Origin of the sequence: Ensifer sp. SSB1, assembly GCF_016652895.1 — a bacterium.
In the GTDB taxonomy this organism is placed as follows: Bacteria; Pseudomonadota; Alphaproteobacteria; order Rhizobiales; family Rhizobiaceae; genus Ensifer.
Genome location: NZ_JAEPRP010000051.1, coordinates 19325 through 41497, shown reverse-complemented (window position 1 = coordinate 41497; position 22173 = coordinate 19325). Strand labels below are relative to the sequence as shown.

Annotated in this window: 20 protein-coding genes; 5 read left to right on the top strand and 15 right to left on the bottom strand. The window is 62.8% G+C overall.

All coding sequences use genetic code 11. The features are described 5' to 3' along the window. Positions 1–62: 62 nt before the first annotated feature. The 8 genes from I8N66_RS14935 to I8N66_RS14900 all read right to left on the bottom strand — a co-directional run bounded on the left by I8N66_RS14935 (position 63) and on the right by I8N66_RS14900 (position 10620). Positions 63–1127 carry an IS110 family transposase gene (locus tag I8N66_RS14935; RefSeq protein WP_291154792.1) on the bottom strand — a complete coding sequence of 355 codons (1065 nt, stop codon included), beginning with the start codon at positions 1125–1127 and terminating at the stop codon, positions 63–65. Between the two features lie 107 nt (positions 1128–1234). Next, entirely contained in the window at positions 1235–2989 is a 1755-nt protein-coding gene (locus I8N66_RS14930; protein ID WP_291154791.1) for an IucA/IucC family protein, read from the bottom strand. After that, entirely contained in the window at positions 2973–4751 is a 1779-nt protein-coding gene (locus tag I8N66_RS14925; protein ID WP_291154790.1) for an IucA/IucC family protein, read from the bottom strand. The genes I8N66_RS14930 and I8N66_RS14925 overlap by 17 nt, the downstream gene beginning before the upstream one ends. A 105-nt stretch (positions 4752–4856) precedes the next feature. Next, on the bottom strand, positions 4857–5147 hold the full coding sequence (locus I8N66_RS14920) for a DUF2218 domain-containing protein (RefSeq protein ID WP_113539117.1): 291 nt from the start codon (positions 5145–5147) through the stop codon (positions 4857–4859). 112 nt (positions 5148–5259) lie between these two features. Continuing rightward, on the bottom strand, positions 5260–7569 hold the full coding sequence (locus tag I8N66_RS14915) for a TonB-dependent receptor (protein WP_291154788.1): 2310 nt from the start codon (positions 7567–7569) through the stop codon (positions 5260–5262). A 120-nt stretch (positions 7570–7689) separates the two neighbouring features. Continuing rightward, positions 7690–8691 (bottom strand): FecR domain-containing protein, encoded by a 1002-nt coding sequence (locus I8N66_RS14910; RefSeq protein WP_291154787.1) that lies wholly within the window; start codon positions 8689–8691, stop codon positions 7690–7692. A gap of 103 nt (positions 8692–8794) precedes the next feature. Further along, complete coding sequence (locus tag I8N66_RS14905; protein WP_291154799.1) at positions 8795–9298, bottom strand: sigma-70 family RNA polymerase sigma factor; 504 nt, start codon at positions 9296–9298, stop codon at positions 8795–8797. Positions 9299–9699: 401 nt separating this feature from the next. Next, positions 9700–10620 carry a LysR family transcriptional regulator gene (locus I8N66_RS14900; protein WP_291154786.1) on the bottom strand — a complete coding sequence of 307 codons (921 nt, stop codon included), beginning with the start codon at positions 10618–10620 and terminating at the stop codon, positions 9700–9702. A gap of 96 nt (positions 10621–10716) precedes the next feature. Here I8N66_RS14900 and I8N66_RS14895 point away from each other — a divergent pair, with 96 nt between their 5' ends. Further along, positions 10717–12132 (top strand): aldehyde dehydrogenase family protein, encoded by a 1416-nt coding sequence (locus I8N66_RS14895; protein WP_291154797.1) that lies wholly within the window; start codon positions 10717–10719, stop codon positions 12130–12132. A 15-nt stretch (positions 12133–12147) separates the two neighbouring features. On the opposite strand, the gene I8N66_RS14890 is transcribed toward I8N66_RS14895, so the two are convergent. After that, complete coding sequence (locus tag I8N66_RS14890) at positions 12148–13332, bottom strand: GGDEF domain-containing protein (RefSeq protein ID WP_291154785.1); 1185 nt, start codon at positions 13330–13332, stop codon at positions 12148–12150. 112 nt (positions 13333–13444) lie between these two features. Then, positions 13445–13894, bottom strand: coding sequence for a helix-turn-helix domain-containing protein (locus tag I8N66_RS14885; RefSeq protein ID WP_291154783.1), 450 nt, complete (start codon positions 13892–13894; stop codon positions 13445–13447). A gap of 107 nt (positions 13895–14001) precedes the next feature. Here I8N66_RS14885 and I8N66_RS14880 point away from each other — a divergent pair, with 107 nt between their 5' ends. Further along, a complete protein-coding gene (locus I8N66_RS14880) occupies positions 14002–15261 on the top strand; it encodes an MFS transporter (RefSeq protein WP_291154781.1) in 1260 nt (419 codons plus the stop codon). A gap of 83 nt (positions 15262–15344) precedes the next feature. Here I8N66_RS14880 and I8N66_RS14875 read toward each other — a convergent pair whose 3' ends face one another. Further along, positions 15345–16181 carry an oxidoreductase gene (locus I8N66_RS14875; RefSeq protein WP_291154780.1) on the bottom strand — a complete coding sequence of 279 codons (837 nt, stop codon included), beginning with the start codon at positions 16179–16181 and terminating at the stop codon, positions 15345–15347. A gap of 116 nt (positions 16182–16297) precedes the next feature. On the opposite strand from I8N66_RS14875, the gene I8N66_RS14870 reads away from it, so the two are divergent. Further along, on the top strand, positions 16298–17197 hold the full coding sequence (locus tag I8N66_RS14870; protein ID WP_291154779.1) for a LysR family transcriptional regulator: 900 nt from the start codon (positions 16298–16300) through the stop codon (positions 17195–17197). Positions 17198–17303: 106 nt separating this feature from the next. Here I8N66_RS14870 and I8N66_RS14865 read toward each other — a convergent pair whose 3' ends face one another. The 3 genes from I8N66_RS14865 to I8N66_RS14855 all read right to left on the bottom strand — a co-directional run bounded on the left by I8N66_RS14865 (position 17304) and on the right by I8N66_RS14855 (position 20124). Then, a complete protein-coding gene (locus tag I8N66_RS14865) occupies positions 17304–18245 on the bottom strand; it encodes an MYG1 family protein (protein ID WP_291154777.1) in 942 nt (313 codons plus the stop codon). A 152-nt stretch (positions 18246–18397) separates the two neighbouring features. Next, positions 18398–19180 carry a hypothetical protein gene (locus I8N66_RS14860; protein WP_291154776.1) on the bottom strand — a complete coding sequence of 261 codons (783 nt, stop codon included), beginning with the start codon at positions 19178–19180 and terminating at the stop codon, positions 18398–18400. Between the two features lie 29 nt (positions 19181–19209). After that, positions 19210–20124 (bottom strand): hypothetical protein, encoded by a 915-nt coding sequence (locus tag I8N66_RS14855; protein ID WP_291154775.1) that lies wholly within the window; start codon positions 20122–20124, stop codon positions 19210–19212. A 154-nt stretch (positions 20125–20278) separates the two neighbouring features. Between I8N66_RS14855 and I8N66_RS14850 the strand changes: the two genes are divergently transcribed. Together I8N66_RS14850 and I8N66_RS14845 are read left to right on the top strand one after the other, a co-directional pair. Next, the gene (locus I8N66_RS14850; RefSeq protein ID WP_291154774.1) at positions 20279–20506 is read left to right on the top strand and encodes a hypothetical protein; all 228 of its coding nucleotides are present in this window, start codon (positions 20279–20281) and stop codon (positions 20504–20506) included. After that, positions 20503–20946 carry a hypothetical protein gene (locus tag I8N66_RS14845; RefSeq protein WP_113539129.1) on the top strand — a complete coding sequence of 148 codons (444 nt, stop codon included), beginning with the start codon at positions 20503–20505 and terminating at the stop codon, positions 20944–20946. Before I8N66_RS14850 ends, I8N66_RS14845 begins: the two co-directional genes overlap by 4 nt. An 80-nt stretch (positions 20947–21026) precedes the next feature. Here the strand turns inward: I8N66_RS14845 and I8N66_RS14840 are convergent, their stop codons facing one another. Then, complete coding sequence (locus I8N66_RS14840) at positions 21027–22139, bottom strand: ABC transporter permease (protein WP_113539130.1); 1113 nt, start codon at positions 22137–22139, stop codon at positions 21027–21029. Positions 22140–22173 lie beyond the last annotated feature (34 nt).

Below are 22173 nucleotides of genomic sequence, written 5' to 3'. Positions count from 1 at the left end.
TCCCGGTTTCCCATTCTCCTGAAAGAGCGCAGCCCAGTCCTGCCGGGCTCGCTAGACGAACATCAGGACAACCGGGATATCGTCGACGCGCTTTCCATGGGGGTGCCGCGCGGCTCATAGGCGCGCTGGTCACGCAGGATCTGGAAGGCGATCGTCAAAAGCTTGCGCGCAATCGCCACGCGCGCCTTGTTGGTTCCTCTGATCTTCAGGTGCTCGTAGTGGGCGCGCAGCTCAGGATCACTGGCGACGGCCGGCGTTACCGCCTCGACAAAGGCCCAGCGCAGCCACTTGTTGCCCTGCTTGATGATCTTGCCGTGGAAGGTCTTGCCGCCAGACGAATAGGTCGATGGTACGAGGCCCGCATAGGCGGCCAGCTTCTTCGGGTTGCGAAAGCGGGATATATCGTCGATCTCCGCCTCGATCAGCCGGGCGAAGAATTCGCCGATGCCGGGGATCGTCTTCAACAGCTTGACGTTGGCATTGGCCTTGGTCAGTGCCCGGATCGTTGTCTCCGACTGCTTGATCCGCCCATCGATGTCGCCGATGAAGGCGAGGCCACGGTCGATCTGGACGCGGTCGATCGCGGAGAGCTCAATCTGCGCCAGCTGGATGCGGCCGGCCTTGCCAAACAGGTCGCCGAGCTTTTTGAGCTGGGCCGTCTGCTCCGGATAACGATCAAACACCGTGACGATGCGGTTCTTCGTCATTGTGCGCAGCCGCACGTAAAACATCCGCTCGCGCAGCGCGACACGCAACGCGCGGGCCTTGTCGCTCGGTGCCCAAGCCTCCGGCACCAGATCGGCGCGCAGCAGATGCGCCAGCACCGTCGCGTCGATCTTGTCGGTCTTGATCTTGGCGTCGGCGATCGCCTTGACCTTCAACGGATGGGCGAGAACGACATCATCACAAATGTCGTCGAGCCAGTCGTACATCACCATCCAGTTGCGGGTTGCCTCGACAACCGCATGGCTGTTCTCGCGGTAGCGCTCGAGAAAGCTGTCCAGCGACTGGCGGTCGTTCTTCACCCGGCCGGATCTGAGCGTCTTACCGCTGCTGTCCTGCACCACCAGGTGGCTATAGGATTTGTGGTAGTCGACCCCGATATGGTAATCATAGGACGCAGTCATGCTTCCAACTCCCGTGTTGAGATCTGCAAAACCCCAACAGGATAAGCCGAAAGGCTGGAAGCGTGACTGTCCCTCGATCATCATCGCCATCTCAATGATCCGTTCTCTCAGCGGGCGTGGCCTCTTTCATGCCACCTCCTTTGTTGAAGCGTTTTCGCAACCAAGGTGTTCGGCACCGTGTGGTGGTACTCGGGCTCGGTCGCGAGGAGCTTCCTCGTCATCAGGGATTCGGTGAGAATGCAGGGTTGGCCGCAGCCGAGCACAGCCAGTCGGTCGCTCGCCCCATGCTCGCTCTCATAGGCGGCAAGCACGCTTTGGACGCGCTGCCAGAAGAGCGGTTCCGGCAGGTCGTAGCAGTGGTCGAGAAGATGGGAGATTTCACTGAGATTGTAGACGAACAGCGTGTCCATCACCAATTCGCGCAGCGAATCCAGATTGTCCGTCCAGTAGAACTGGTCGGGTTCGGCGTCCCGATAGGCGGGGTGCTGCGACAGGAAATCCGGCGCCTTGTCCGGCTCGCGCAGGAAGCCCGGTGAGAACTCGATGCTCTCGTGGAAATCGCGCAGGATGAGCCTGACCGGCCAGCCATCGCGATGGACGAGCAGCATGTTCTGTCCGTGCGCCTCGACCGCGAGACCATGATGAACGAGCAGATGCCAGACGGGCAGGACCGCGACTTCGATGAGCCGGTTGAGCCAGGGCATGAGGCCGAAACGCCTGATCCAGTCGCCGGCGAAGGGCCGCCCGTCCGCCTCCACCATCATCAGCGCATTGAACGGGATCACCGCTTCGCCGACCGCAAGTGTGGCTTCGGCACTCTCGCGCCAGATCGCCGCCACCTGCCCCGCCAGGGGGCCGTCATCGCCCGCAATCACGCCGGCATATTCCTGCAGGATGGTCAGCGGATAGAGCTCAGCAAAGGCCGGATCGCCGGCCACGATCCCGGCGATCCAGCGCGAGATCACCGGCGCGGTGCAGACCGAATGCGGCTCCAGTATCCGTCGCGACGAGGTGTTGACGATGTTGAGCGGCAGCTTGAGGCTGGCGGCATGCGGTCGGTTCTGGTTGAGGAGAGAGCGCACCGACTGGGTTGCCGTGTATCGGTCGCCCATCGGGCCCAGATAGTGGGCCTCGCCGGCAGCAATCCAGCCGGAGCGCAACGTCTCGCCGAGTTCACGCCATTGCCAAGGATGCAAGGGGACGAGGCCGAAATCGCCAGGCGAAGCATCGAGCTGTTCTCGCAACGCGCAGAGATGCGCCCATGTTTCCGGCCCGAGTTCGTCCTGCCAGAAAGAATCCTCGTCGCAGGGCAGCGCCAGCCGCAGATGCTTGCGCGCCAGCAGCAGCCAGACGAGCTGGAAGCTGTCGCCCGCTTCCGGGCCGTAGGCGGCATGATCGGCAAAGGTAAAGCCGCTACGCGCCTTGAAGCAGGGGTGGTACGGGTGCCCCTCGTCCAACGCGCCCTCGAGTTCCGCGAAGGTCATCATGCGTCGGGGCCGCCCGGCGAGATGGCGCTCGTTCCACTGGCAGAAGGCGATGGTCTGCAAGAGCTCGTCGAGCAATTTGCCGCGCATGGGGCCGCTGCCCGGCAGAGCCGAAACCAGCTGTGCCAGGGGTGGCGCAACCCAGCTGTCCGCGCTTTCACGCATCTCTACCGAGTTCGCTACCAAGCGAAGCCGCCCGAACGGGCCGATGGCGCCGCTGCAGCGATAGTCGCGGCCACCGAGCAACCACTGAAACTCAACCATATCGTCCCGGACATGCTTGCCGGCGTCGACGATGCCTTCGAACAGCAGCGCTGAGACGAGCTGGCGAAGCACCCGCTCGTCCGGCCGGCCCGGGAGATCAAGAGGCAATGGCATGATCGATCCTCGGCAGTGTCAGGACGGCCGGCAGCCGCAGCGGGTTGGGCACGGGGCGGTAGAGCGTCGGCGCGTTGTTGGATTGCAGTTCGTCCACATCGTAAAGGCGGGTCGTCAGGTTGGCCTTGGAGGCGATCGTCGGCAGGTCGAGCACATGGCGCGCGAAGTCCCGACCGGCACCGCTCATCCGGGCGGCATAGCGCTCCAGGTGCAGGCGCAGTTCGCGCAGCAACAGACCCTCGTCGCAGAGCCCGTCATGGCCCATGCGGCTGACGACCGAGAAGACCTGGTTGACGATCAGGTAGTAGGCGAAGCGATCACGGATCTCGCTGTCGGCAAAATAGAGCGACGCGATCGTTTGCGTCTCGGGGACATGGCCGACGATCAGGCTGCGATAGCGCTCCGAAAGATAGAAGCCCTGATTGTCGCGATAATAGCTGGTTAGCGGGTAGCCGTTGCCGACATCCAGCAGACTGTTCTGCTGATGCGCCTCGAGCGCAATGCCGTAGTCGTCATAGAGGCGGACCAGCGGCTCGACGGCGCAGTCGAGATAGCGGCGGAACCAAAGAAGTGCTGCATCCGCCAGCGTTTCGCCGATGCGCGCGGCGAGTGTCCGAACCAGACTTTCGAGCCGGGAAGCCCTGCCCGGAAGCGGATCGGCCGTCAAGGCAGCAACGGTCACGATGCCCCTGCCCTTCGCACCGGCAAAAGGGTTCTCCCGCAGGATGACTTCGAAACCGCTTTCGTTGCGATCGGGCAGGTCGAGGGTGATATAGGCCGGGTCCTGGATGATGCGGAAATTGCGGGAACGCTCGGCAAAGCCGATGCGATCGATCAGTTTCGCCATGGCCACTCCGGCCTCAAGCTCCTGAAGCCGGTTCAGCCGCACCGAGTTGGTAATGCGGACAGGGAGCGAGAATTTAAGCATCCAATCGGCATCGACGCCGTAGACCGTGCGCACCGACGAGGTCGCGGTGAAGGTCGGGCCGGCAGGGCCCAGGTGCCGCAGCCTCCCCTCCCCGATCAGTGCCTGAATATCGGGATCGAGCAACAGTGCTTCCGCCTGCAGCGGGTGCATCGGCAGTAGATGCTCATCGGGCGCGGTCGCCTCTGCCCCCGGCCGCATCAGCGAACGGACAATCTCAGGAGCCGCCGTCGAGCGGGCGGAGGCGTGTCGCACGCAATCCGTCTTGGCGGCAAAATGGTGCAGCTTGAACTGGCCTCGCAGTTCCGGCGCATAAGACTCCTGCTGCCAGTAGGTCATGCCCTGCCGGCTTTTCGGTGTCGGATGCTGCCAGTGACCGAAGACGAGCGCTTGCTCGGCCTCGATAAAATCGCCGCCGTTTTCCGGCTCCGGCTGCGCCTTGTCGATGTAGAGTGCTGTCTGCTGATAGCTTTCAAGCACCCGCACCAGAAGCTCGAGCTCGAAGCCACGCAGGGCATCGGCGTGCGCGTCATCGACCTGGCGGTAGCATTCGTGGATGAGAATGTGCAGCGCCGATATCAGCTCGATCTGGCGCCAGGTGGCATCGGAAATGCCCCTGCCCCAGACCCTGCCGAAGTGATGCGGACCGCAGAGCGACGGCGACGTCACCTCGGCGCGCAGGATCATGTGCTGCCGCGGCAGCGACCACTCGACACAGTCGAAGACGCCGCCGCTGGCTCGATGAATGGCCCGAATGCCCGGGTTCACTTCGCGCAGGTAGCAGTTTGCGAAACTTTGAAAAGTGGCGATTTCAGCGATTTGCCTAGACGATTGCATCCTGTCGATCCTCGGCACGCGACAAGCATGGCCGCGCAATGGCGTTGGTCGCCTTTGACCAACACATTGAATTTTCTGATTGAAAATGCTCTCTGTCGGCGGCGCTCAGCCGGCGGCTTGCCAGTGGAGCGGCCCGGGCTCTTCGCGGAAGGCGAAGCGCAAAAGATGGCTTTCGATGACCGATTTCGTATCGGCGAGATTGTCATCGTCGGGCGAGCGGGCGCGAATGCTCAGGCCATTCACTGTTGCCAGGAGATAGCCGGTCCCGCAGGAAAACCGGAGCTCGGCGCGGTCGCCCGCCTGCTCGACGTCGATCTTGTGGGCGAAATGCTTGCAGAGCTGCGTCAGGTACTTCTGGCCGTCTTCCGTCGCAAAATGGGTGGTCGCTTCTTGCATCTGGAACTCCTGTCTTTCGGCTTTCGCGGCTCGGGCGGACGGGGTGACCGCCTGAGCGTCTTGGGCGGCCGCCGCGGGGAGGACACGGCAGCCGCAATTGCGGACCGTCGGCCTAGAACGTCGCTCTGGCGGTCAGGATGAAGGAACGGCCGGGCTCGTAGAGCGGCGTAACGTTCCCGAATTCCTGGCCGTAGGTCGCCCGGTCCGAATAGGTTTCGTCAAAGATGTTCTTCAGTTCGGCGCGCAGCGTCAGGTTCGGGCGTTCCGGCGGCACGTATTCGACAAAGGCGTTGAAGACCTCGTAGCCCTTGAGAGGCTTGCTGCCGGGAGCGACGTCGTCGTAGTCGAGCGCAATCTCGGCATCGGCACCGAAGGTGACGCCCCAATCGGTCAGCGTGTGGATCGCCTGAAGGGTGATGATCTGGCCGGCGGGTGCTGCAAGATAGGTGCCGACGTCGGAGTCGGCAGGCTTGCCGTCGATTTCGACATCGATGTTGGCGTATTTCACCTTGAAGTAGCCGTCGCCCCAGTTGTAGCCGCCGCCGATCTCGAAACCGCGCGAGCGAACGTCATGGGCGGCAATACCGAGGTCCGCCCGGAAGCGCGGCGCGCGCGCATCATCGAGATCGGTCTGGAAGACGCTGCCCTCGACGGTGAAGCCGTTGTAGTTGGCCTCCAATCCCAGGATGTAATTGTCAGCGGTCACCGGTTTCGGGCCTTGGCCGTAGTCCCAGTTGGGATTGATGATAAAGTTCTCGGCGAGCGGAATGCCGGCCCAGACATGCGAGTAGCCTGCCTTGGCGGTCAGAAGATCCTCGATCAGGTCATATTCGCCCGAGACGTTGCCGCTGAAGCCGGAGTTGGTCCACTCGTCACCCGTCGTCCCGGTGAAGTGCTGGTTGTCGCCTCGGGCGCCGAAGGACAGGCGCGTCCTCTCCCAGGGCTCCAGCCTTGCCTGTGCGTAAATGCCGACATTGCGCGCCTTCTCCGCCCCCGGATCGTAGAGATCCTCGAGCTCGGCCTTGTCGCTATAGAAGTCGATGCCGGCGATCACGTTGCCGATATCGAAGGAGAACTTGTTCTCGAATTTTCCGTTGAAACTATCCGACGTGCCGATGGCGTCGTAGGTGCTGGGAACACCTGCTCCGGGCTTCGGGAAGATCGGCAGATCGACCTCGGTCTTGCTGTAGGCAAGCAGCAGCTTCGGGTCCCACCACCCCTCCGGCGTGCTGTCGGTGTAGGTGAAGACGGTGTTCTGCCGGTCGAGCGTGTAGTCACGGATGCGCGGCTCCCACGGCTTGGGGTTCGAAATCGAACCTACATTGGCGCGGAACGGCCGGGGCGCATCGTCGTTGATGCGGTCGTGGCTGATCTCGAAACGGTCACCGCTCTCGAACTCGTAGGCGAGCTTTCCAAGGCCGCTGAGCAGGTTGGTGCTCGTGCCTTCGACCTCCTTGCCGTTTCCGGCAGTAAAATCGTTGCCTTTGCCGAAGTTGAAGTAGCCGAGGAACTCGAGCCCTTCATGCATGCCATAGGCGGAAACGCCCGTCGTCACCGTGTCGCTGTTGAAATTGTAGCTCGACGTGACGAAACCGCCGAAGCCGTCTGCGTCCAGCAGATCGCGCGGATCGATGGTTTCGTAGGCAATCGCGCCGGCGAGCGCCCCCGGACCGGCATCGGCCGGCGCGACGCCGGCATCAACGCTCACCGCCTTCAGGAGACCGGGATCGATGAGGTTCGTGCCGTTGTGGTGGAAGACCTTGTTGTTCTGGCGGCCGCCGTCCATCGTCACGGCAAGGCTGGTCTCCTCGATCCCGTGGACATAGACCTTCTGCGACATCGGCAACGAGCTGCCGACTGAAATGCCGGGCTCACCCGAAAAGACGTCGGCAATGTTGGCAGGGTTCTTCTGCTTCAGGTCTTCCGACGAAATCTCGATCTCGCCGGCGCCGAGCGGTCCGCTGCCGAAGGCGGAAATCGGATCAAGGACCGTCGCGCCGGAGGCATCCACGCCCCCGCTTCCGCCGGCCGCCGTCGGCGAACCGATCAGCGCCGTTCCGCCCGATACCCTGTAGGAGATGCCGGTGCCCGACAGCAACTGCGCAAGGGCCTGCTGCGGCTCCAGCGTGCCGTTGACGGCAGTCGAGCGAAGGCCCTGCGACGTCGCCGCGGCCAAGGTCACCTGCAGGCCGGATTGCCGCCCAAACGCATTCAAGGCGCTGGCAAGCGGTTGCGACGGAATATTGAACGTGCGGGCCGTGCTGACGCGCGATGTCGTCTGCTGTGCGGAGGCGACGGAAAGGGGCATGAAGGCAAGGGAGGAAAGCCCGACGATTGCCGTCGTAGTCAGCAGGCGCAGGCCCGCCTGGCTATATCCTGCTTTGAAAGAAAGATGTCCCTTGCGGCATTTCGGCGAACTCATTTTACCCCCGTCTCGATGATCCGCGCGCTGCCTCTCGTGCAGGCGCTTCGGACCAAAGACGACGGGCGCCGGATTTTTTTTCACCGGCCCGCGATTTTTTCTTGAATTTTTGAGTCCGAATTAAAATTGCGTCAGAACGCGGCCATAGGATGTCACCTCGCGCACCTTGCCGCCGAAGGGTTGAACCAATGCCTGAAGAGCGTGATCGGGGTCGGTAAGGTCATAGACACCCGTTACCCTTCGTGCCGCGAGTTCGGATTGCGGGACGGAGATCCAGGCGGAATGGTAACGTTGCAGCCGCTCGGCGGCAGCGGCAACGGTGACGTTGTTGACGAACATCTTGCCGCTGCGCCAGGCGCCGATCTCTTCGGCCGCGATCGCGCTTCGGGTAACCGCGCCCGTCGCATGCGTCACCGTCGCCGTTTCTCCCGGCGCGAGCTCGAAGTTCTGCCTGTGGCTTTCCCCGTTGTACGAAACGGCAACGGTGCCATGAGCGAGCTCGACCGTGGTCTCCGTACTCGCAAGCTGCACGTCGAAAGAGGTGCCGAGAACCGAAACCTCCACGCCGCCGGCATCGACGACGAAGGGACGAGACGGGTCGCGCGCAACGTCGAAATAGGCCTCGCCCCTGAGAAGCCGAACATGCCGGGCGGCAGCAGAAATCTCGGTGGCAATCGCACTGCCGCCACCCATTTGGATCGTCGTGCCGTCCTCCAGTGTGATCGTCCTGCTCTCGGCGGTCTCGGTCACGTGATCGGCCTGCCACCACACCAGCAGCGACGGCAGCGAGGCGAAAAGCACCAGGCAGGCGGCAAGCGCCATGGCCGCCGCACCGGCAGCTAGGGTTCGCGCCACAAGGCGTTTCGACTGGCGGGCCGGCACGACCGACGACGCCGACGGCGTTGCGTCGCGCCAGAGGTGCTCATGAACCGGCGACACTTCTCCCAGCAACTGCCAGGTTTTCAAGGCCGTCTCCCAGGATCGGGGATGCAATTCCGACCGACCCAACCAGGCCCTGAACGCGACTTCGGTCTGCCGACAGTTCGGGCGTGCCTTCAGCTCGAGGAACCAGTCCATGGCCTCTTCCAGCAACGCCTCCGGTATGTGGTTGTCCTTGGTCAAAGCTCTGCCTGCTGGTTACGTGTTCGACGAGACACTAGCGGAATGATCCGGTCTGTCACAAAGACGAATTGCTTCGGATTTTTTTTCACTCCGGCCCAAAATTCTAGGAGGCGTCGCCTGCCAGGGTTGCCGCCACCCGCATCATGGCGGTGCGCACATGGCGATGGGCAGTTGCGACGGAGATGTTCAGGTGGGCGGCGATTTCTTCCAGGGTGTACCCACCGAAGCGGTGCATCTCAAGGGCCACGCGAACCTCCACAGGAAGATCGTCGAGGACGCCGGAAATGCGCCTGATCTCGTCGCTCACCACCACGATATCTTCGGGCGTCGGCATCTCGATCGGCATCGACCAGAAAGGCGGCTCGCCCTGTTCCTCCCGTGCCTCGATCTTCCGACGCTTGAGGAGATCCAGGCAGAGGTTGCGGACGATCCTGTAGAGATAGGCGGGTGTGAGCCCCTGGGAACCGTTGTCGGCGTTGGCCGGCGCGAAGCGGATGAACGCCTCCTGCACGATGTCTTCGGCAGTCTCGCGCGATCCGACGATGCGGGTGGCATAGGCGACCAAAGCGGTCCGATTGGCGAAATAGACCTGATGGCGCGTTTCCATGTCGACCAAGGGCGTCTGATCCGAACAAAACAACTTTGATGTGGCGTCCAGCGTCGTTCGCACTGCCTGCCGCGAGGCGATCGATGGACCGGCTGACCCAGCGAACGCGAAGTCTCTTAGCACGCAGAAATAAACTTGTCTGTAATAGTCATGTTATTTTTCGAGGCTGTGGCAGCGGCGCGTTGCCGTCGAGCGCGACTGTCCTCGGTCGGGCACCCTATCCCATTGCTGCAGCGGAACTTTTGTCCCGGAGGACCATTACCCATCTGAGTGCGGACCGCGTCAACCGGACGCGGCAGGGATGGCGAACATGGCGGTTTTTCCGGTTTCTCGCCATGGCCAACGAAACGGCAGTCGAGCGCCCAACCTGCCCGGTTCGCCTCGCTTTTTTCGAGCGCGATTCAGGGCGTAGCGTTCGCGCCTCCACCACCTTCGATGCGAAGCTCTCTGACGAGTTCGATCAACGCGCGCAGTTTTGCCGGCACGTGTCGTCTGCCGGAGAAATAGAGGCACAGACCGTCATAGGGCGGCGTCCAATCATCGAGAACCTGCACCAATCGCCCGGTGGCGACGTGCTCTTGGACTGCATGGTCGGAGAGATAGGCCAGTCCCGCGCCACATAGTGCCGCCTCGAGCATCAGCCCGCTCTCGTCGAGGATGAGCCGTCCGGGCACATCGATCTCCACGCTTTCACCACGACGCGAGAATTCCCAGTGGTAGATCCGGCCGCTCGCCATCCGTGCGCGGATACAGGCGTGGTTCACGAGATCGCCCGGTCGCAGCGGCGCCGCCCTTTCACGGAAATAGTCCGGCGATCCGACGACGATCATGCGCGTCCGGCGCGTCACCGGAACGGCGATCATGTCCGGCGGCACCGCCTCTGCCAGCCGGAAACCGGCATCAAAACCGAGGGCAACGATGTCGACCAGGGCATTGTCGGTCGCCACCTCCACCGCCATTTCCGGAAAGCGGCGGAGATACTCCATGAGCAGCGGCCGCAGCACGATGCGTGCCGCACCGGGCGAGGTATTCAGCCGCAGCGTTCCGCTCGGTCGCGTCCGGGATTCCGTCACCCTCTCGACGGCACCGTCGATCGCGGCGAGAGCCGGCAGGACTTCCGCCACGAAAGCCTCGCCCGCCGCCGTCAATGCCACCGACCGGGTAGTCCGGTTGAAGAGACGGACGTCCAGCCGTTCTTCCAGCGCCGACACGGCATGGCTGAGCGCGGAGGATGACACGCCGAGTTCCCGGGCCGCGGCGCGGAAGCCGCCAAGCCGCGCGATCGCCGTCACCGCCTCGAGTTCGGAGAGACTGGGCCTCATTGCGCGATTTTCCTCATCAACCTGTCTATGATTGATGATCTTATCCTAGCGGCCGTTCCAGCGCATATCCCCTTCATCGCAAAAGGAAACCGAATGATGAAAATGATCGAGCAGATCTACGTGGACGGCGCTTTCGTGACACCGGAGGGCAGCGAGCGTTTCGAGCTTTTCAATCCCGCCACCGAAGAGAAGATCGGCGAAGTCCGCCTCGGTGATGCGCAAGACGCCCGCGCGGCCATCGCAGCCGCGAGGCGCGCCTTCCCCGCGATGCGACGCACGACGCCGGGCGAACGCATCGCCATGTTGCACGCGTTGCGCGACGCCGTCGCGGCGCGCGCCGGCGCCCTGCATGAGGCCATGGCAACGGAATACGGCGCGCCGCAATCCTTCCTTGCCTTCTCGGTGCCGCATGCCGCGCGCGTTTTCGACGTCGCCGCGAAGACCGTGGCGGATTATGCCTTCACCCGGCAGATCGGCAACGCCGAGGTGGTCATGGAACCCGTCGGCGTTGCCGCCGCCATCACCCCGTGGAACAGCAATATCGGCTTCATCTGCACCAAGCTCGCGACCGCGATCGCAGCCGGCACGACCATCGTGATCAAGCCGTCGCAAATGAGCGCCATCCAGACCCAGACGCTGCTGGAAGCCCTGCACGAAGCCGGCCTTCCGCACGGCGTCCTCAACGTCGTCAATGGCTACGGCCATGTCGTCGGCGCCGAGCTCAGCCAAAACCCAGGTATCGCCAAGATCACATTCACCGGTTCGACCGCGACCGGACGGACGATCCTCCGGACCGCGGCGGAAACCTTCAAGCGGGTGACGCTTGAGCTCGGCGGCAAAGGACCGCAGATCCTGCTCGACGATGCCGATCTCGATCACGCCATCCCGCATCTGCTTGCCTCCGCCTTCCGCAACAGCGGCCAGGCCTGCATTGCCGGCACTCGGCTTCTGGTGCCGGAGCGGAGACTTGCTGAAGTGACCACGCGCCTCGCGGTCGCCGTCTCGGCAATGAAGGTTGGTCCTTCGAGCGATCCGGTCTCGGATATCGGCCCGATGGTTAGCGCCAGACAATGGCAGCGCGTCCAGTCCCATATCCGTCTTGGGTTGGAGGAGGGCGCGACGCTGCTGGTCGGCGGCGAAGGTCGCCCGGAAGGGCTCGACCGTGGCTGGTTCGTTCGCCCCACCGTTTTCACCGATGTCACCAACGACATGCGGATCGCGCGCGAAGAAATCTTCGGCCCGGTCCTCAGCGTTCTCTCCTATGGCGACGAGGACGAGGCGATCGCCATCGCCAACGACACGGACTTTGGCCTGCAATCCTATGTTCTCGGAACTGACGGGACGCGCATGCGCCGCGTGGCCGGCCAACTCGAGGCCGGCCGTGTGGTGCTCAATGAAGCGCCGGCGGATGCTGAGGCTCCGTTCGGTGGGTTCAAGCATTCCGGCATCGGCCGTGAGTTTGGCCCCTTCGGCCTCGAAGCCTTCCTCGAGCCGAAGGCGATCATCGGCTAAGCGGCAATCCGCCTTTCAGGCGACCTGCGCGCCGGGCTCCGGGGCACTTGCGAGCGCGACCGTGTTGCGGCCCATGCGCTTTGCCTCGTAGAGGGCGCTGTCGGCCTTTTGCAGCAGCTTTTCAAGCGTCGTTTCGGCCGCAAGGGCCGAGGCGACGCCGAGGCTTGCGGTCACGCACCCGTCGCCAAGTCCGCGGTGCACAATGGCAAGCCGTTCGATCGCCGTGCGGATCCGCTCGGCCATCGCCAGCGCCTGCAGCGGCTCCCGACCCGCGGCGAGTACCAGCATTTCCTCCCCACCGAAGCGGAAGACGAAGGAGGCCTCGTCCACCGTATCGCGGATGCATTGGGAGACGGCGCGGATGCAGGCGTCGCCCTCGATGTGGCCGTGAACGTCGTTGAACCGCTTGAAGTGATCGATATCCAAAAGGATCGCGGAAACCGGCACCAGGTGCGGCGCGTCGTTCCACAGCATCTCGCCCACCCGCGCCAGCGACCGGCGGTTCAGTAGTCCCGTCAGCTCATCCCGTTCGGCATTACGCTCAAGCCGGCGATAGAGCAGGCTGCCGCGCAAGTGGTTGAGAAAATTCTGCCTGTCCTTCTGCTCCAGGAAATAGGCGCTGACCGCCAGGAAGATCGACAGCGTCAGGTAGAAGGTGATGATGCCGGAGTAGGTGACATCGTCGAAGGCGCCGGTCAGCTGCGTGGTCGTAAAATGGGAGGCGCACATCAGCGCAAGCCCGATCACGACAGCAAGGAAGCGCGGCCGCAGCGCGATGACGAAGAACAGGAAAGCGGCAGAATTGCCGTTCTGGTAGACAAAGAGGTAGGAACTGGCGCTTTGGGTAGCCGCCGCCATCGGCAAGGTGACGCCGAGCACCGCGATTGCCACCGCCAGAATGTCGTAGAGAAGCGCATTCGGCCAGCGGCGCACGGCGAGGATACAGCCGATGACGAAAGGCGTGAACACCAGGAAACGGGCGACGAGCAACTCGTCGAACACATCCGGCAGCATCGTACGGTCGCCGAAATAGACCAGATCGTAGATGAAGACGCCGATCACGCCCCAGATCACCGCGAGCCGCACACGCTCGGTCGCATATTCGTTGCGGAATAGCGCCTCGATCTCCGGCGAGAACTGCAGATAGCGAAAGCCGCGCGCGATCTGGTTCTCGACCTGGTCCAGCGTGACTACGCTCATTACCAATTCCCCGGCTGCGGAAGGACACCTGCAAACTAGAAGAGAAAACTGAATATTCGTCTAAAATTAGATCGATTCGCCGCAGAAGTATCGAGCGTTGCGCTGAGCAACGTCAGTCTTCGGGAACCTTGATCAGGACCGTCTCGGCAGCCTCGATCGGCCTGCCATCCTGCGTGCGGATATCGAGCTTGACTGGTAGCCCTGTTTCCTTTTCGACCAGCAGGGAATGTTCCTCGCCGGGCTGAAAGAGGTGTCGTTCGCCGAACTGGCGCAAGGCGACCATCACGGGAAAGAGGTCCCGGCCCATCGCCGTCAGCTGATACTCCACCCGCGTTTTCGCATCGCCGACGGGAACTGTCTCCAGAATGCCGCGGTCGACGAGCGTGCGCAGGCGATCCGTCAGGATGTTCTTGGCAATGCCGAGGCTTTTCTGAAAATCGCTAAAGCGCCGCAACCCGTCGAACGCATCGCGCACGATCAGCAGCGACCACCAGTCGCCGATCGCATCCAGAGATCGCGCGCTGGGGCAGTAGTCCCCCTTGAGGCTTCTGCGCGCCACCATACGAATTCTCCTCTCTCACGGGCCATGAATTTTTGGTTGCATTATGAAACCAAATTGGTATCCATTATTTTGGTTTCATTATTAAACCGAAATAAGGAAGAAGTCCAATGGATGGTAGAGCTGCTGCGGCGTCGATCGACGCCGCAAACGACGCTGCGTGCCTGAGCGCCGGCAAGACTGCGACGTCACCCCTGACGCGCCCGATGTTGACCCTCTTCGCCTTTGCCTCTGGCCTGGCGGTCGCCAACGCCTATTTTGCCCACCCGCTGCTGGATGTGATGGCCGCGGATCTTAAGCTGTCGCAGACAAGCGCCGGCCTGATCGTCGGCGCGACGCAGATCGGCTACGCGCTCGGCCTGATCCTGCTCGTTCCCCTTGGCGATCTCTTCGATCGCCGCAAGGTCATCATCAGCCAGTCCCTTCTGTCCGTGGTCGCTCTCAGCTTTGTGGCCCTATCGGCCAGTGCCGAAATGCTGATGGCCTCGATCGCCGCCGTCGGCATGCTTGCCGTCCTGACGCAGGCCCTGGTCGCCTATGCGGCCAGCCTGGCCCATCCATCGGAGCGCGGGCGGGTGGTCGGGTTCGTTACCAGCGGCATCGTCATCGGCATCCTCTCCGCCCGTACGATCGCTGGTCTTCTGACGGATCTTGCCGGCTGGCGATCAGTCTATCTCGCATCCTGCGTCGCAACCCTGTTGATCGCCGGCCTGCTTTACAGGCTGCTGCCGCAGCAGAGAAGGGAAACGAGCAAGCTCAGCTACCCCCGCCTCATCGGCTCCACCTTCAAGCTGATCTGGGAAGAGCCGGTGCTGCGCACCCGCGGCGTGATCGCCATGCTGATCTTCGCGAATGTGACGACGCTGCTCACACCGCTTGTTCTGCCGCTGAGTGCGCCGCCTTTCTCGATGTCGCACACCGGGGTCGGCCTCTTCGGCCTCGCTGGCATCGCCGGGGCGTTGGCCGCTTCGCGCGCCGGCCATTGGGCCGATCGCGGCTTTGGCCAGACGACAACCGGAATTGCGCTCGCCCTGATGCTTGCCGCGTGGCTGCCGATCTCCCTGCTGGACCACTCCCTCCTCTGGCTGATCGCCGGGGTCCTCGTGCTCGATTTCGGGCTCCAGGCGGTCCATGTGACGAACCAGGCCCTGATCTATCGCGTCCGCCCGGAAGCGCAGAACCGACTGACGGCTGCCTACATGCTCTTCTATTCGCTTGGCAGCGCGATCGGCTCTTCCCTCTCCACGGTCGCCTATACGCATGCGGGATGGAGCGGGGTATGCCTGATCGGTGCCGCGATCAGCCTTGCTTCGCTGCTCTTCTGGCTGGCGACGAGACCTTCGGGATCGAAAAATCCCGGGAAGGCGTAGCGTCGAACGGCTGAACCACCTGTGACGATGGCCCCGCACCATGGCGGGGCCTTTGAGGTGGCGGCTGACCGCCGCCTCGACGTTTATGCGGCCGGGTCGAAATCCGTCGAAGTAGACACGGCGCGCCACTGGGCAAGAAGCGCTGCATCGGATGAGTGTTTGGCCTCGATCGCTGCCACCGTGTCGCTGCCGAGCGGGAGCCTGACCGGCGGATTTTCTGCGTCGGCGAAGGCGACCACGACCTCGGCCAGCTTGTCGGGGTTGCCCGGCTGGTTGTGGCTGATTTCCTTCGCCTTGCTGCGAACGACGCCGGCCGTTTCCGCATAGTCCTCGATCTCGATCGGGCTGACGCTGAGCGAGGTCGAATCCAGGAAGTCGGTACGGAAGTAGCCGGGTTCGATCGCTGTCGCATGGATACCGAGCGGAGCGAGCTCTGCGGCAAGCGCCTCGGTCAAGCCTTCGACCGCAAACTTCGTCGAGCAATAGACCCCGAAGCCGGGGCCGCTGCGATAGCCGCCGACCGACGAGAAGTTCAGGATGCGTCCCGAACGCTGGCGGCGCATGTGCGGCAGCACGGCCCGGGTAACGGCCAGCAGGCCGAAGACGTTGGTGCGATAGAGCGCCTCGATCTCGGCGCCGCTTGCTTCTTCGACTGCACCCAGCAGACCGTAGCCTGCATTGTTGACCAGAACATCGATCCGGCCAAAGCGTGCGATCGCCTGGCCGACCGCCTGATGCGCCTGGGCCTCATCGGTAACATCGAGCGCGACTGCCAGAAGGTTGGCTTGCTCGCCGAAACGCTCGACGATCGCCTTCGGATTGCGCGCGGTGGCGACGACCTGATCGCCCTTGGCGAGCGCCCTTTCAACAATGAGGGCACCAAATCCGCGCGATGCCCCGGTAACGAACCATGTATGCATGAGAACCTCCTGTTTGTGTCGCCGCTCCATCGTCGGCGGCTGAGAAGGTTTTACCGCGCCCTGGCTACTGAGATAATCGACTGGATTCTCCTCAAGCTGATGAATACAGTTCACCAATGAGAACTGTATCGCCGTCCGACCTGTCCTCCTTCCTAGCCTTGGCCCGGCATCGCAGCTTCCGCCGGGCCGCCGACGAGCTCGGTTGCACGCCCTCGGCCCTCAGCCATGCGCTGAAAGCGCTCGAAGAGCGTCTCGATCTCCGCCTCTTCAACCGAACGACCCGCAGCGTCGCGTTGACGGAAGCAGGCGAGCTCCTCCTCGCACGCGTCGCCCCCGCCTTCCGCGACATCGAGGATGCGCTCGACGACCTCAACAACTTCCGAGGCACACCCGTCGGGCGCCTGAAGCTCAATGCGGCGCGAGCCGCCGCGAAGATGGTGCTTCTGCCTTTGGTCGCGCGTTTTCTCGAAGCTTACCCGAAGATCAGCATCGAAATCGTCACCGACAACGACCTCGTCGACATGGTATCGGAAGGTTTCGACGCCGGCATTCGTTTCGGCGAAGTGATCGCGCAGGACATGATCGCCGTACCGATCGGGCCGCGCCAGCGCACGGCGATCGTGGCAACGCCCACCTTCTTCGAGCGCTTTCCAAAGCCAACCGCTCCCGATCACCTGAAGCAACTCCCCTGCGTCGGGCTGCGCTTTGGCAGCGGCCGGCTCTATGCATGGGAGTTCGAGCGCGGCGGCGTGGAACTTCAGGTCGAAGTCAGCGGCCCGCTGATCGTCGACGACCAGGACATGATGGTGGACGCCGCCCTTGCCGGCGCCGGCGTGACCTTCACCTTCGAGGATCAGGTGCAGTCGCTCATCGACGAGGGGAAGCTCGTTCGGGTGCTGGAGGATTGGTGCCCCTATTACGGCGGCCTTTACCTATACTATCCCAGCCGGCGACAGATGCCGGCGGCGCTGCGCGCCTTCGTCGATTTCATCAGGATGGCGGGCACCAAAACTTGAACGCGAAGTCGCTTCAGGCGACCGACCGCGCCGCGGCCGGTGCTGGTCCGCCGTCTCCGGCCGGGGTCGGAGCAGACGAAGCGCCCGATTCAGGGCATCCTTTGGCCTAGGCCTGCGCTTCGACAGCCGACGACGTGGCCTCTGCGACCGCCAGTTCAGCCATGGCAAGAGCCGCTTCGCGCGTCGCAGCGGCCGCGATGAAGCGGCCATTGTGGCAGAAACTTGCGCCGGCGACCCGGCAGGCCGCCTCCAGATCGCCGTTGGTGAGACCGGCCCAGGCGGCAGGCAGGTCTGCGCGTAGCTCAAAGCCCTCATCGGACTTGCGAATGCCAGTCAGGCACCAGTCCTTGTCGCGCGGATGCACGACGAACAACAGATGATCGGCACCGGACTTCACGATGGCCGGACGGAAGGGCATACCCATCGGCAATTCGAGAACACGGCCATCTCCAGCACGGGCGATCTGCTGCAGAACGAGCGCCTCGGCCCTGAGCTTGGCGGCGCGCTGCGCGACGCCGGCCTCGACGAGCGTGCGGGCAACCGCCAGCGCCGCCTGAAAGCCGCGATCGTCTGCCTCGGGGCCTGCCTGGTCGAAGACCGGCTTCAAGGTTTCCAGAAGTGCCGGCAACGTCAGCCCCGCCAGCGGCCCGGCAACGGAAGGGTCGAAGGCACCGTTGTCCACCAGGTCGACCGGAAGCACGAAGCGCGCGTCAAAGGCTGCATGGACCGCCTCGATATGGTCTTCAGGTACGCCTGAAGCGGCGAGATAGTCGCGACCAAAGTGCTTCCAGATCAGCCCGAACGAACTGTAGGGCTGGCCGTCCTCCCTGAGCGGCGCCCCGCGCTGGTGATGATCGAAGATGCCGGCAGCAGGGTCATACTGGCCGCCAACGTCGTACACGATGCGGTCAGCACCAGGCCTGATCCATTCAGGAGCCCGGCTGCGCATGATACGAGCCTCAGGGAAAAGCCGCGTGAGGATCACGGTGGACAACAGTTCGTCGGCATGGAAGCCACCGGAATGGGTAACGAGAAACTCTGGGATCATCCGGTTCGGCCTTGTGGTTCGTTGAAGAGGAAGCGCACCACATAGCCATTGCTGGCTGCCACCTCAACCCACCATCGTTCCTTGCCTGCATGGAGGCCCGCATGCTGACCTTGGCAGGAGACGACTGGCCGACAAATATTGGGCCCACGCAGCTACTCCAGGTCTAGCGTGGTGAAGACCCGGCAATTGTCGGGCGCAGGCACAGCGCGGCAAATTTCCGCATCGACCAGTTGGCCGACGGGCAGCTGGTCCGTCAACATCAGCTCTAAGGACAATTGATAGGGGTGGAGTCTACCAGCCGCGTTGCGCAGGCGTTCGGCCAAAGACTGGTAGCGGACGCCCATTTCGCCGTAGTAGGCCACGAGTTTGCGGGTATCGGCCTCGTTTCCGGCCAGCATCGGAATGTCATCAACGATCGTCCCTTCTCCCGCCAGCCGCCGAATGCCGGACGCAAGCACGAGCGTGCAGGCCTGCTCGCAGGCTCCAAGCGAAGCTGCCTTGCCGATATAATCGGCCCCCTTTTTGTCGTTTGCGGTACAATTCTTCTGATCGCGCTGACATCCAACGAACATGGTCGTGCCCACCGCCACGCTGAGCTTGCTCTTGCGGATGAGACGGCCGAGTGCCATCGCAGCCGCCATGTCGCCACCGGGCGATCGCAGGACCAATGGCAGCTTGCGGCCTGCGAGCATCTTCAAGGTTGCCTTCAGCAGGGCCGGTGTCTTCGGACCGATAGCGCCTGCGGCGGAAATCCATTCCGGACATGTCGGCTCGCACCCGACCTGGTTAGAGCGCACGACGACAAACCGCATCTCCTGCTCTGCCGCCATTGCCGGCCGCTCCATCAACAGGCCTGCGGCCAGAAGGCAGATCAGAGCCACAACGCATTTCAGGCGGGTCGTGGCAGGACCGGGTGGAGAACTCCATACTCGCATCGCAGTCTCCAACCTAAAAGTCCCCGGGTCTAGCGCTTCAGGTCCGACATGACGAAAACCCGGCAATGGGCGGAGGCGGGCACCGTCTTGCAGACCCCGGCCGCGGTCAGCAGTTCGACCCCGCCCAGCTGCGTGATCAGCTTCATTTCCATCATCGCCACCGGCTCGATCTTGCGCATGTCGTTAGCGAACGTGATCTTCATTTGATCGATGACCGCACGCCCGACGCCCATCTCCGCAAGGTAGGCCGCCAGTTCGCGCTCCTGCGCCTTGCTCATCTCATAGGTCGTGCGGGTGCCGACATTCTTTCGGCTGACGACCTTCTTGCTGGTGACTTTCTTCTTGCCGTTCACGATGCGGTACTTCTCTTGGTACCGCGTCAAGACCTGCGTGTGGACCGTGGTGATCTGGTGAACGCCGAGATATGCCCACTGGCCGACTACGCGCCGGGTGCCGCCGGCCAGCATCAGCGGACAGGCCGAGTTGCAATAGGCTCCGCCCGAATAGGCGATTCCGATATAGCGCGCGCCCCTGCCGTCGTTGTCGCGGCAATCCTTTTGCTGCGGCTGGCAACCGATGAAGCGGGTCTTGCCGACCCCCACTTCAAGCTTGCGCGCCCTGATGATCCGCCCGAGCGCCAGCGCCGCATCGACATCTCCGCCGGGCGACGTCACCACGACCGGAAGGCGGCGATTGCCGATGGTTTTGAGCAGCTTCTTGAACAGTGCCGGGCTGTCGCGGACGATCGCCCCCTCGGCCGATATCCACTCCGGACAGGTTGGCTCGCACCCGGGCTGACCGCTGCGAACCACGAGGAACTGCATGTCGGTGTCATCGGCTGGCGCCGCGCGAGCCGGCGCGGCGGAGGCCAAAAGCCCAACCAACAGACAGACAATGACCACTGAACGCGAGAATACTTCTCGTGGGAATGCCATGCCGATCAAAAAAGTGTACCTCTCCCGACTGTCGCGGCCCCGGATTTTCAGAATGGAGCGACCACGCTCGATCCTGTAAAATTCACGCTGCAAATATGACTATCAAAACAAACAGTTCTTGGTCGGTCGCCACGAGGACTGCTCCTCAGAAGGCGACAGGAGAATGGAAGTTGCGCCAGCCAATAATAAAACCAACGATAGCATGGGCCCCGAATATGAGGCAACAATCATGAAGCCAAAATCGGCTGCCTGCGTGATGCGCCCAGCCCGTCTAAATACCGGCAGCGAGACGATTAGTTGTTCGTGCGGTAGCGATCAGCAGCCGAAGGACTGGATACGCCGCCGACGCTTTGACAACATAGGTGTTCAAGGCAGGATTGCGATTCGATGACGATTTTCTTTAAGGCAGCAATTTCCGACGACGTGGCATTCGGAATGATCGAGCGGTGTTTTTCCGATCCGGACGACTATGACGCCTATCTCGATATCTTTGGCGATCACACCGAACGGACCGTTTCATGGAGCAAGGGCCGATCGGTTGAAGAGTTCAAGGCGGAGATAACCGAAGCACTGCGAACGGCTTGGGAGAGCGCGCCGTTCTGGCAGGTGTACGAACGGCGCGAAGACCGGGACGATGCCGGGACGAATGAAATCCGGCGCGCGGCCATCAATCTGACGCGCACCTATGGCGGCGTAATCGTCATCACCTTGAGCCTGCTGGGCAGACGCAACAGCACGCACGATCTCGAACTCGTGTTTGTCTGCTTCCAGGAAGACGCCCAACGCCGGAATTTTCGCGTGCGCTACGACGGGAAATTCATTCCCGCCTGATCCCTCCCGCAGCCTCGAGTGCAGCGATCAAGCGCAGATCCGCCGGCATCGCCTCTTGAATCGAGCGCCGGGCGCGTTGTCTACTTCAGGAACGCCCGGAAGCGCCGCATGGCGAAGGCAAACAGGATCGCGCCGATCAGCAGCAAGGCAAGAAGCTGCGGCCAGACCACGTCCAGCCCCGCATCGCGAAACAGAACCGCCTGCGCAAGAATGACGAAATGCGTGTTCGGCGCCGCCAGCATGATGTTCTGGATGATCTCGGGCATGCTTTCGCGCGGCGTCATGCCGCCGGACAGGGCCTGGAGCGGCAAGAGCACCAGCATCAGCAGCAGGCCGAACTGCGGCATGGAGCCCGCAATCGTGGCCAGCAGGATACCCATCGACGTGGTCGCAAAGAGCTGCAAGGCCGTTGCCAGCAGGAACAGCGCGAACGAGCCCTGCACAGGAACCGCAAGCGCGCCCTTGACGACGAATATCAGCGAGACCGCCGACGCTATGAGCACCACCAGCCCCATCGACCAGACCTTGCTGACCATGATTTCGAACGGGGTCACCGGCATGACCAGCAGGTGCTCGACGGTCCCGTGCTCGCGCTCTCGGATAAGGGCGGCGCCCGTCAGCACGATCGACAGGATGGTGATGTTGGTGATGACGTTCATGACAGCGCCGAACCAGCCCTTGTTCAGCTCGGCATTGAACCGAGCCCGTAGAACGAGATCGACTGGCAGCGGCGTCTCGTTGCGGTGGCGCTCTAGAAAGCCCGAGACCTCGCCGGTCACGATCTGCTGGATATAGCCGTTGCCGGAAAAGGCCTGGCTCATGCGCGTCGCGTCGACATTGAGCTGGATGGTCGGCGAGCGACCGGCCAGGAGATCCGTCTGGAAATTCGGCGGGATGTCGAGCGCGAAGGTATCGAGCCCCTGGTCCATGCGGCGGTCCATTTCCGCCGGCGTGATCATCTGTGGCGGCACGAAATAGGGCGGATAGAAAGCCGTCGATATCCGCGTCGAAACCGGCGACTGGTCCTCGTCGACGATGGCGATCGCCGCGCGGTTCAGCGTTTCGGGCATGGCGGTCGAGCCCGTATAGACCGACAGCGTGAAGGAATAGACGATCAGGATCAAAAGGATCGGATCGCGCCAGAGCCCCCAGAGTTCCTTGATGCCGAGATGGTAGATGTGGGACAGGCGCATCGCTACCTCGCCTGCTTCTTGAGGGAGAACGTGC

What these genes read in the sequence shown, in the direction of transcription:
- I8N66_RS14935 (WP_291154792.1), bottom strand. Translation starts at nt 1,127, where the DNA reads ATGACTGCGTCCTATGATTACCATATCGGGGTCGACTACCACAAATCC.
- I8N66_RS14930 (WP_291154791.1), bottom strand. Translation starts at nt 2,989, where the DNA reads ATGCCATTGCCTCTTGATCTCCCGGGCCGGCCGGACGAGCGGGTGCTT.
- I8N66_RS14925 (WP_291154790.1), bottom strand. Translation starts at nt 4,751, where the DNA reads ATGCAATCGTCTAGGCAAATCGCTGAAATCGCCACTTTTCAAAGTTTC.
- I8N66_RS14920 (WP_113539117.1), bottom strand. Translation starts at nt 5,147, where the DNA reads ATGCAAGAAGCGACCACCCATTTTGCGACGGAAGACGGCCAGAAGTAC.
- I8N66_RS14915 (WP_291154788.1), bottom strand. Translation starts at nt 7,569, where the DNA reads ATGAGTTCGCCGAAATGCCGCAAGGGACATCTTTCTTTCAAAGCAGGA.
- I8N66_RS14905 (WP_291154799.1), bottom strand. Translation starts at nt 9,298, where the DNA reads ATGGAAACGCGCCATCAGGTCTATTTCGCCAATCGGACCGCTTTGGTC.
- I8N66_RS14900 (WP_291154786.1), bottom strand. Translation starts at nt 10,620, where the DNA reads ATGAGGCCCAGTCTCTCCGAACTCGAGGCGGTGACGGCGATCGCGCGG.
- I8N66_RS14895 (WP_291154797.1), top strand. Translation starts at nt 10,717, where the DNA reads ATGAAAATGATCGAGCAGATCTACGTGGACGGCGCTTTCGTGACACCG.
- I8N66_RS14890 (WP_291154785.1), bottom strand. Translation starts at nt 13,332, where the DNA reads ATGAGCGTAGTCACGCTGGACCAGGTCGAGAACCAGATCGCGCGCGGC.
- I8N66_RS14885 (WP_291154783.1), bottom strand. Translation starts at nt 13,894, where the DNA reads ATGGTGGCGCGCAGAAGCCTCAAGGGGGACTACTGCCCCAGCGCGCGA.
- I8N66_RS14880 (WP_291154781.1), top strand. Translation starts at nt 14,002, where the DNA reads ATGGATGGTAGAGCTGCTGCGGCGTCGATCGACGCCGCAAACGACGCT.
- I8N66_RS14875 (WP_291154780.1), bottom strand. Translation starts at nt 16,181, where the DNA reads ATGCATACATGGTTCGTTACCGGGGCATCGCGCGGATTTGGTGCCCTC.
- I8N66_RS14870 (WP_291154779.1), top strand. Translation starts at nt 16,298, where the DNA reads ATGAGAACTGTATCGCCGTCCGACCTGTCCTCCTTCCTAGCCTTGGCC.
- I8N66_RS14865 (WP_291154777.1), bottom strand. Translation starts at nt 18,245, where the DNA reads ATGATCCCAGAGTTTCTCGTTACCCATTCCGGTGGCTTCCATGCCGAC.
- I8N66_RS14860 (WP_291154776.1), bottom strand. Translation starts at nt 19,180, where the DNA reads ATGCGAGTATGGAGTTCTCCACCCGGTCCTGCCACGACCCGCCTGAAA.
- I8N66_RS14850 (WP_291154774.1), top strand. Translation starts at nt 20,279, where the DNA reads ATGGAAGTTGCGCCAGCCAATAATAAAACCAACGATAGCATGGGCCCC.
- I8N66_RS14845 (WP_113539129.1), top strand. Translation starts at nt 20,503, where the DNA reads ATGACGATTTTCTTTAAGGCAGCAATTTCCGACGACGTGGCATTCGGA.
- I8N66_RS14840 (WP_113539130.1), bottom strand. Translation starts at nt 22,139, where the DNA reads ATGCGCCTGTCCCACATCTACCATCTCGGCATCAAGGAACTCTGGGGG.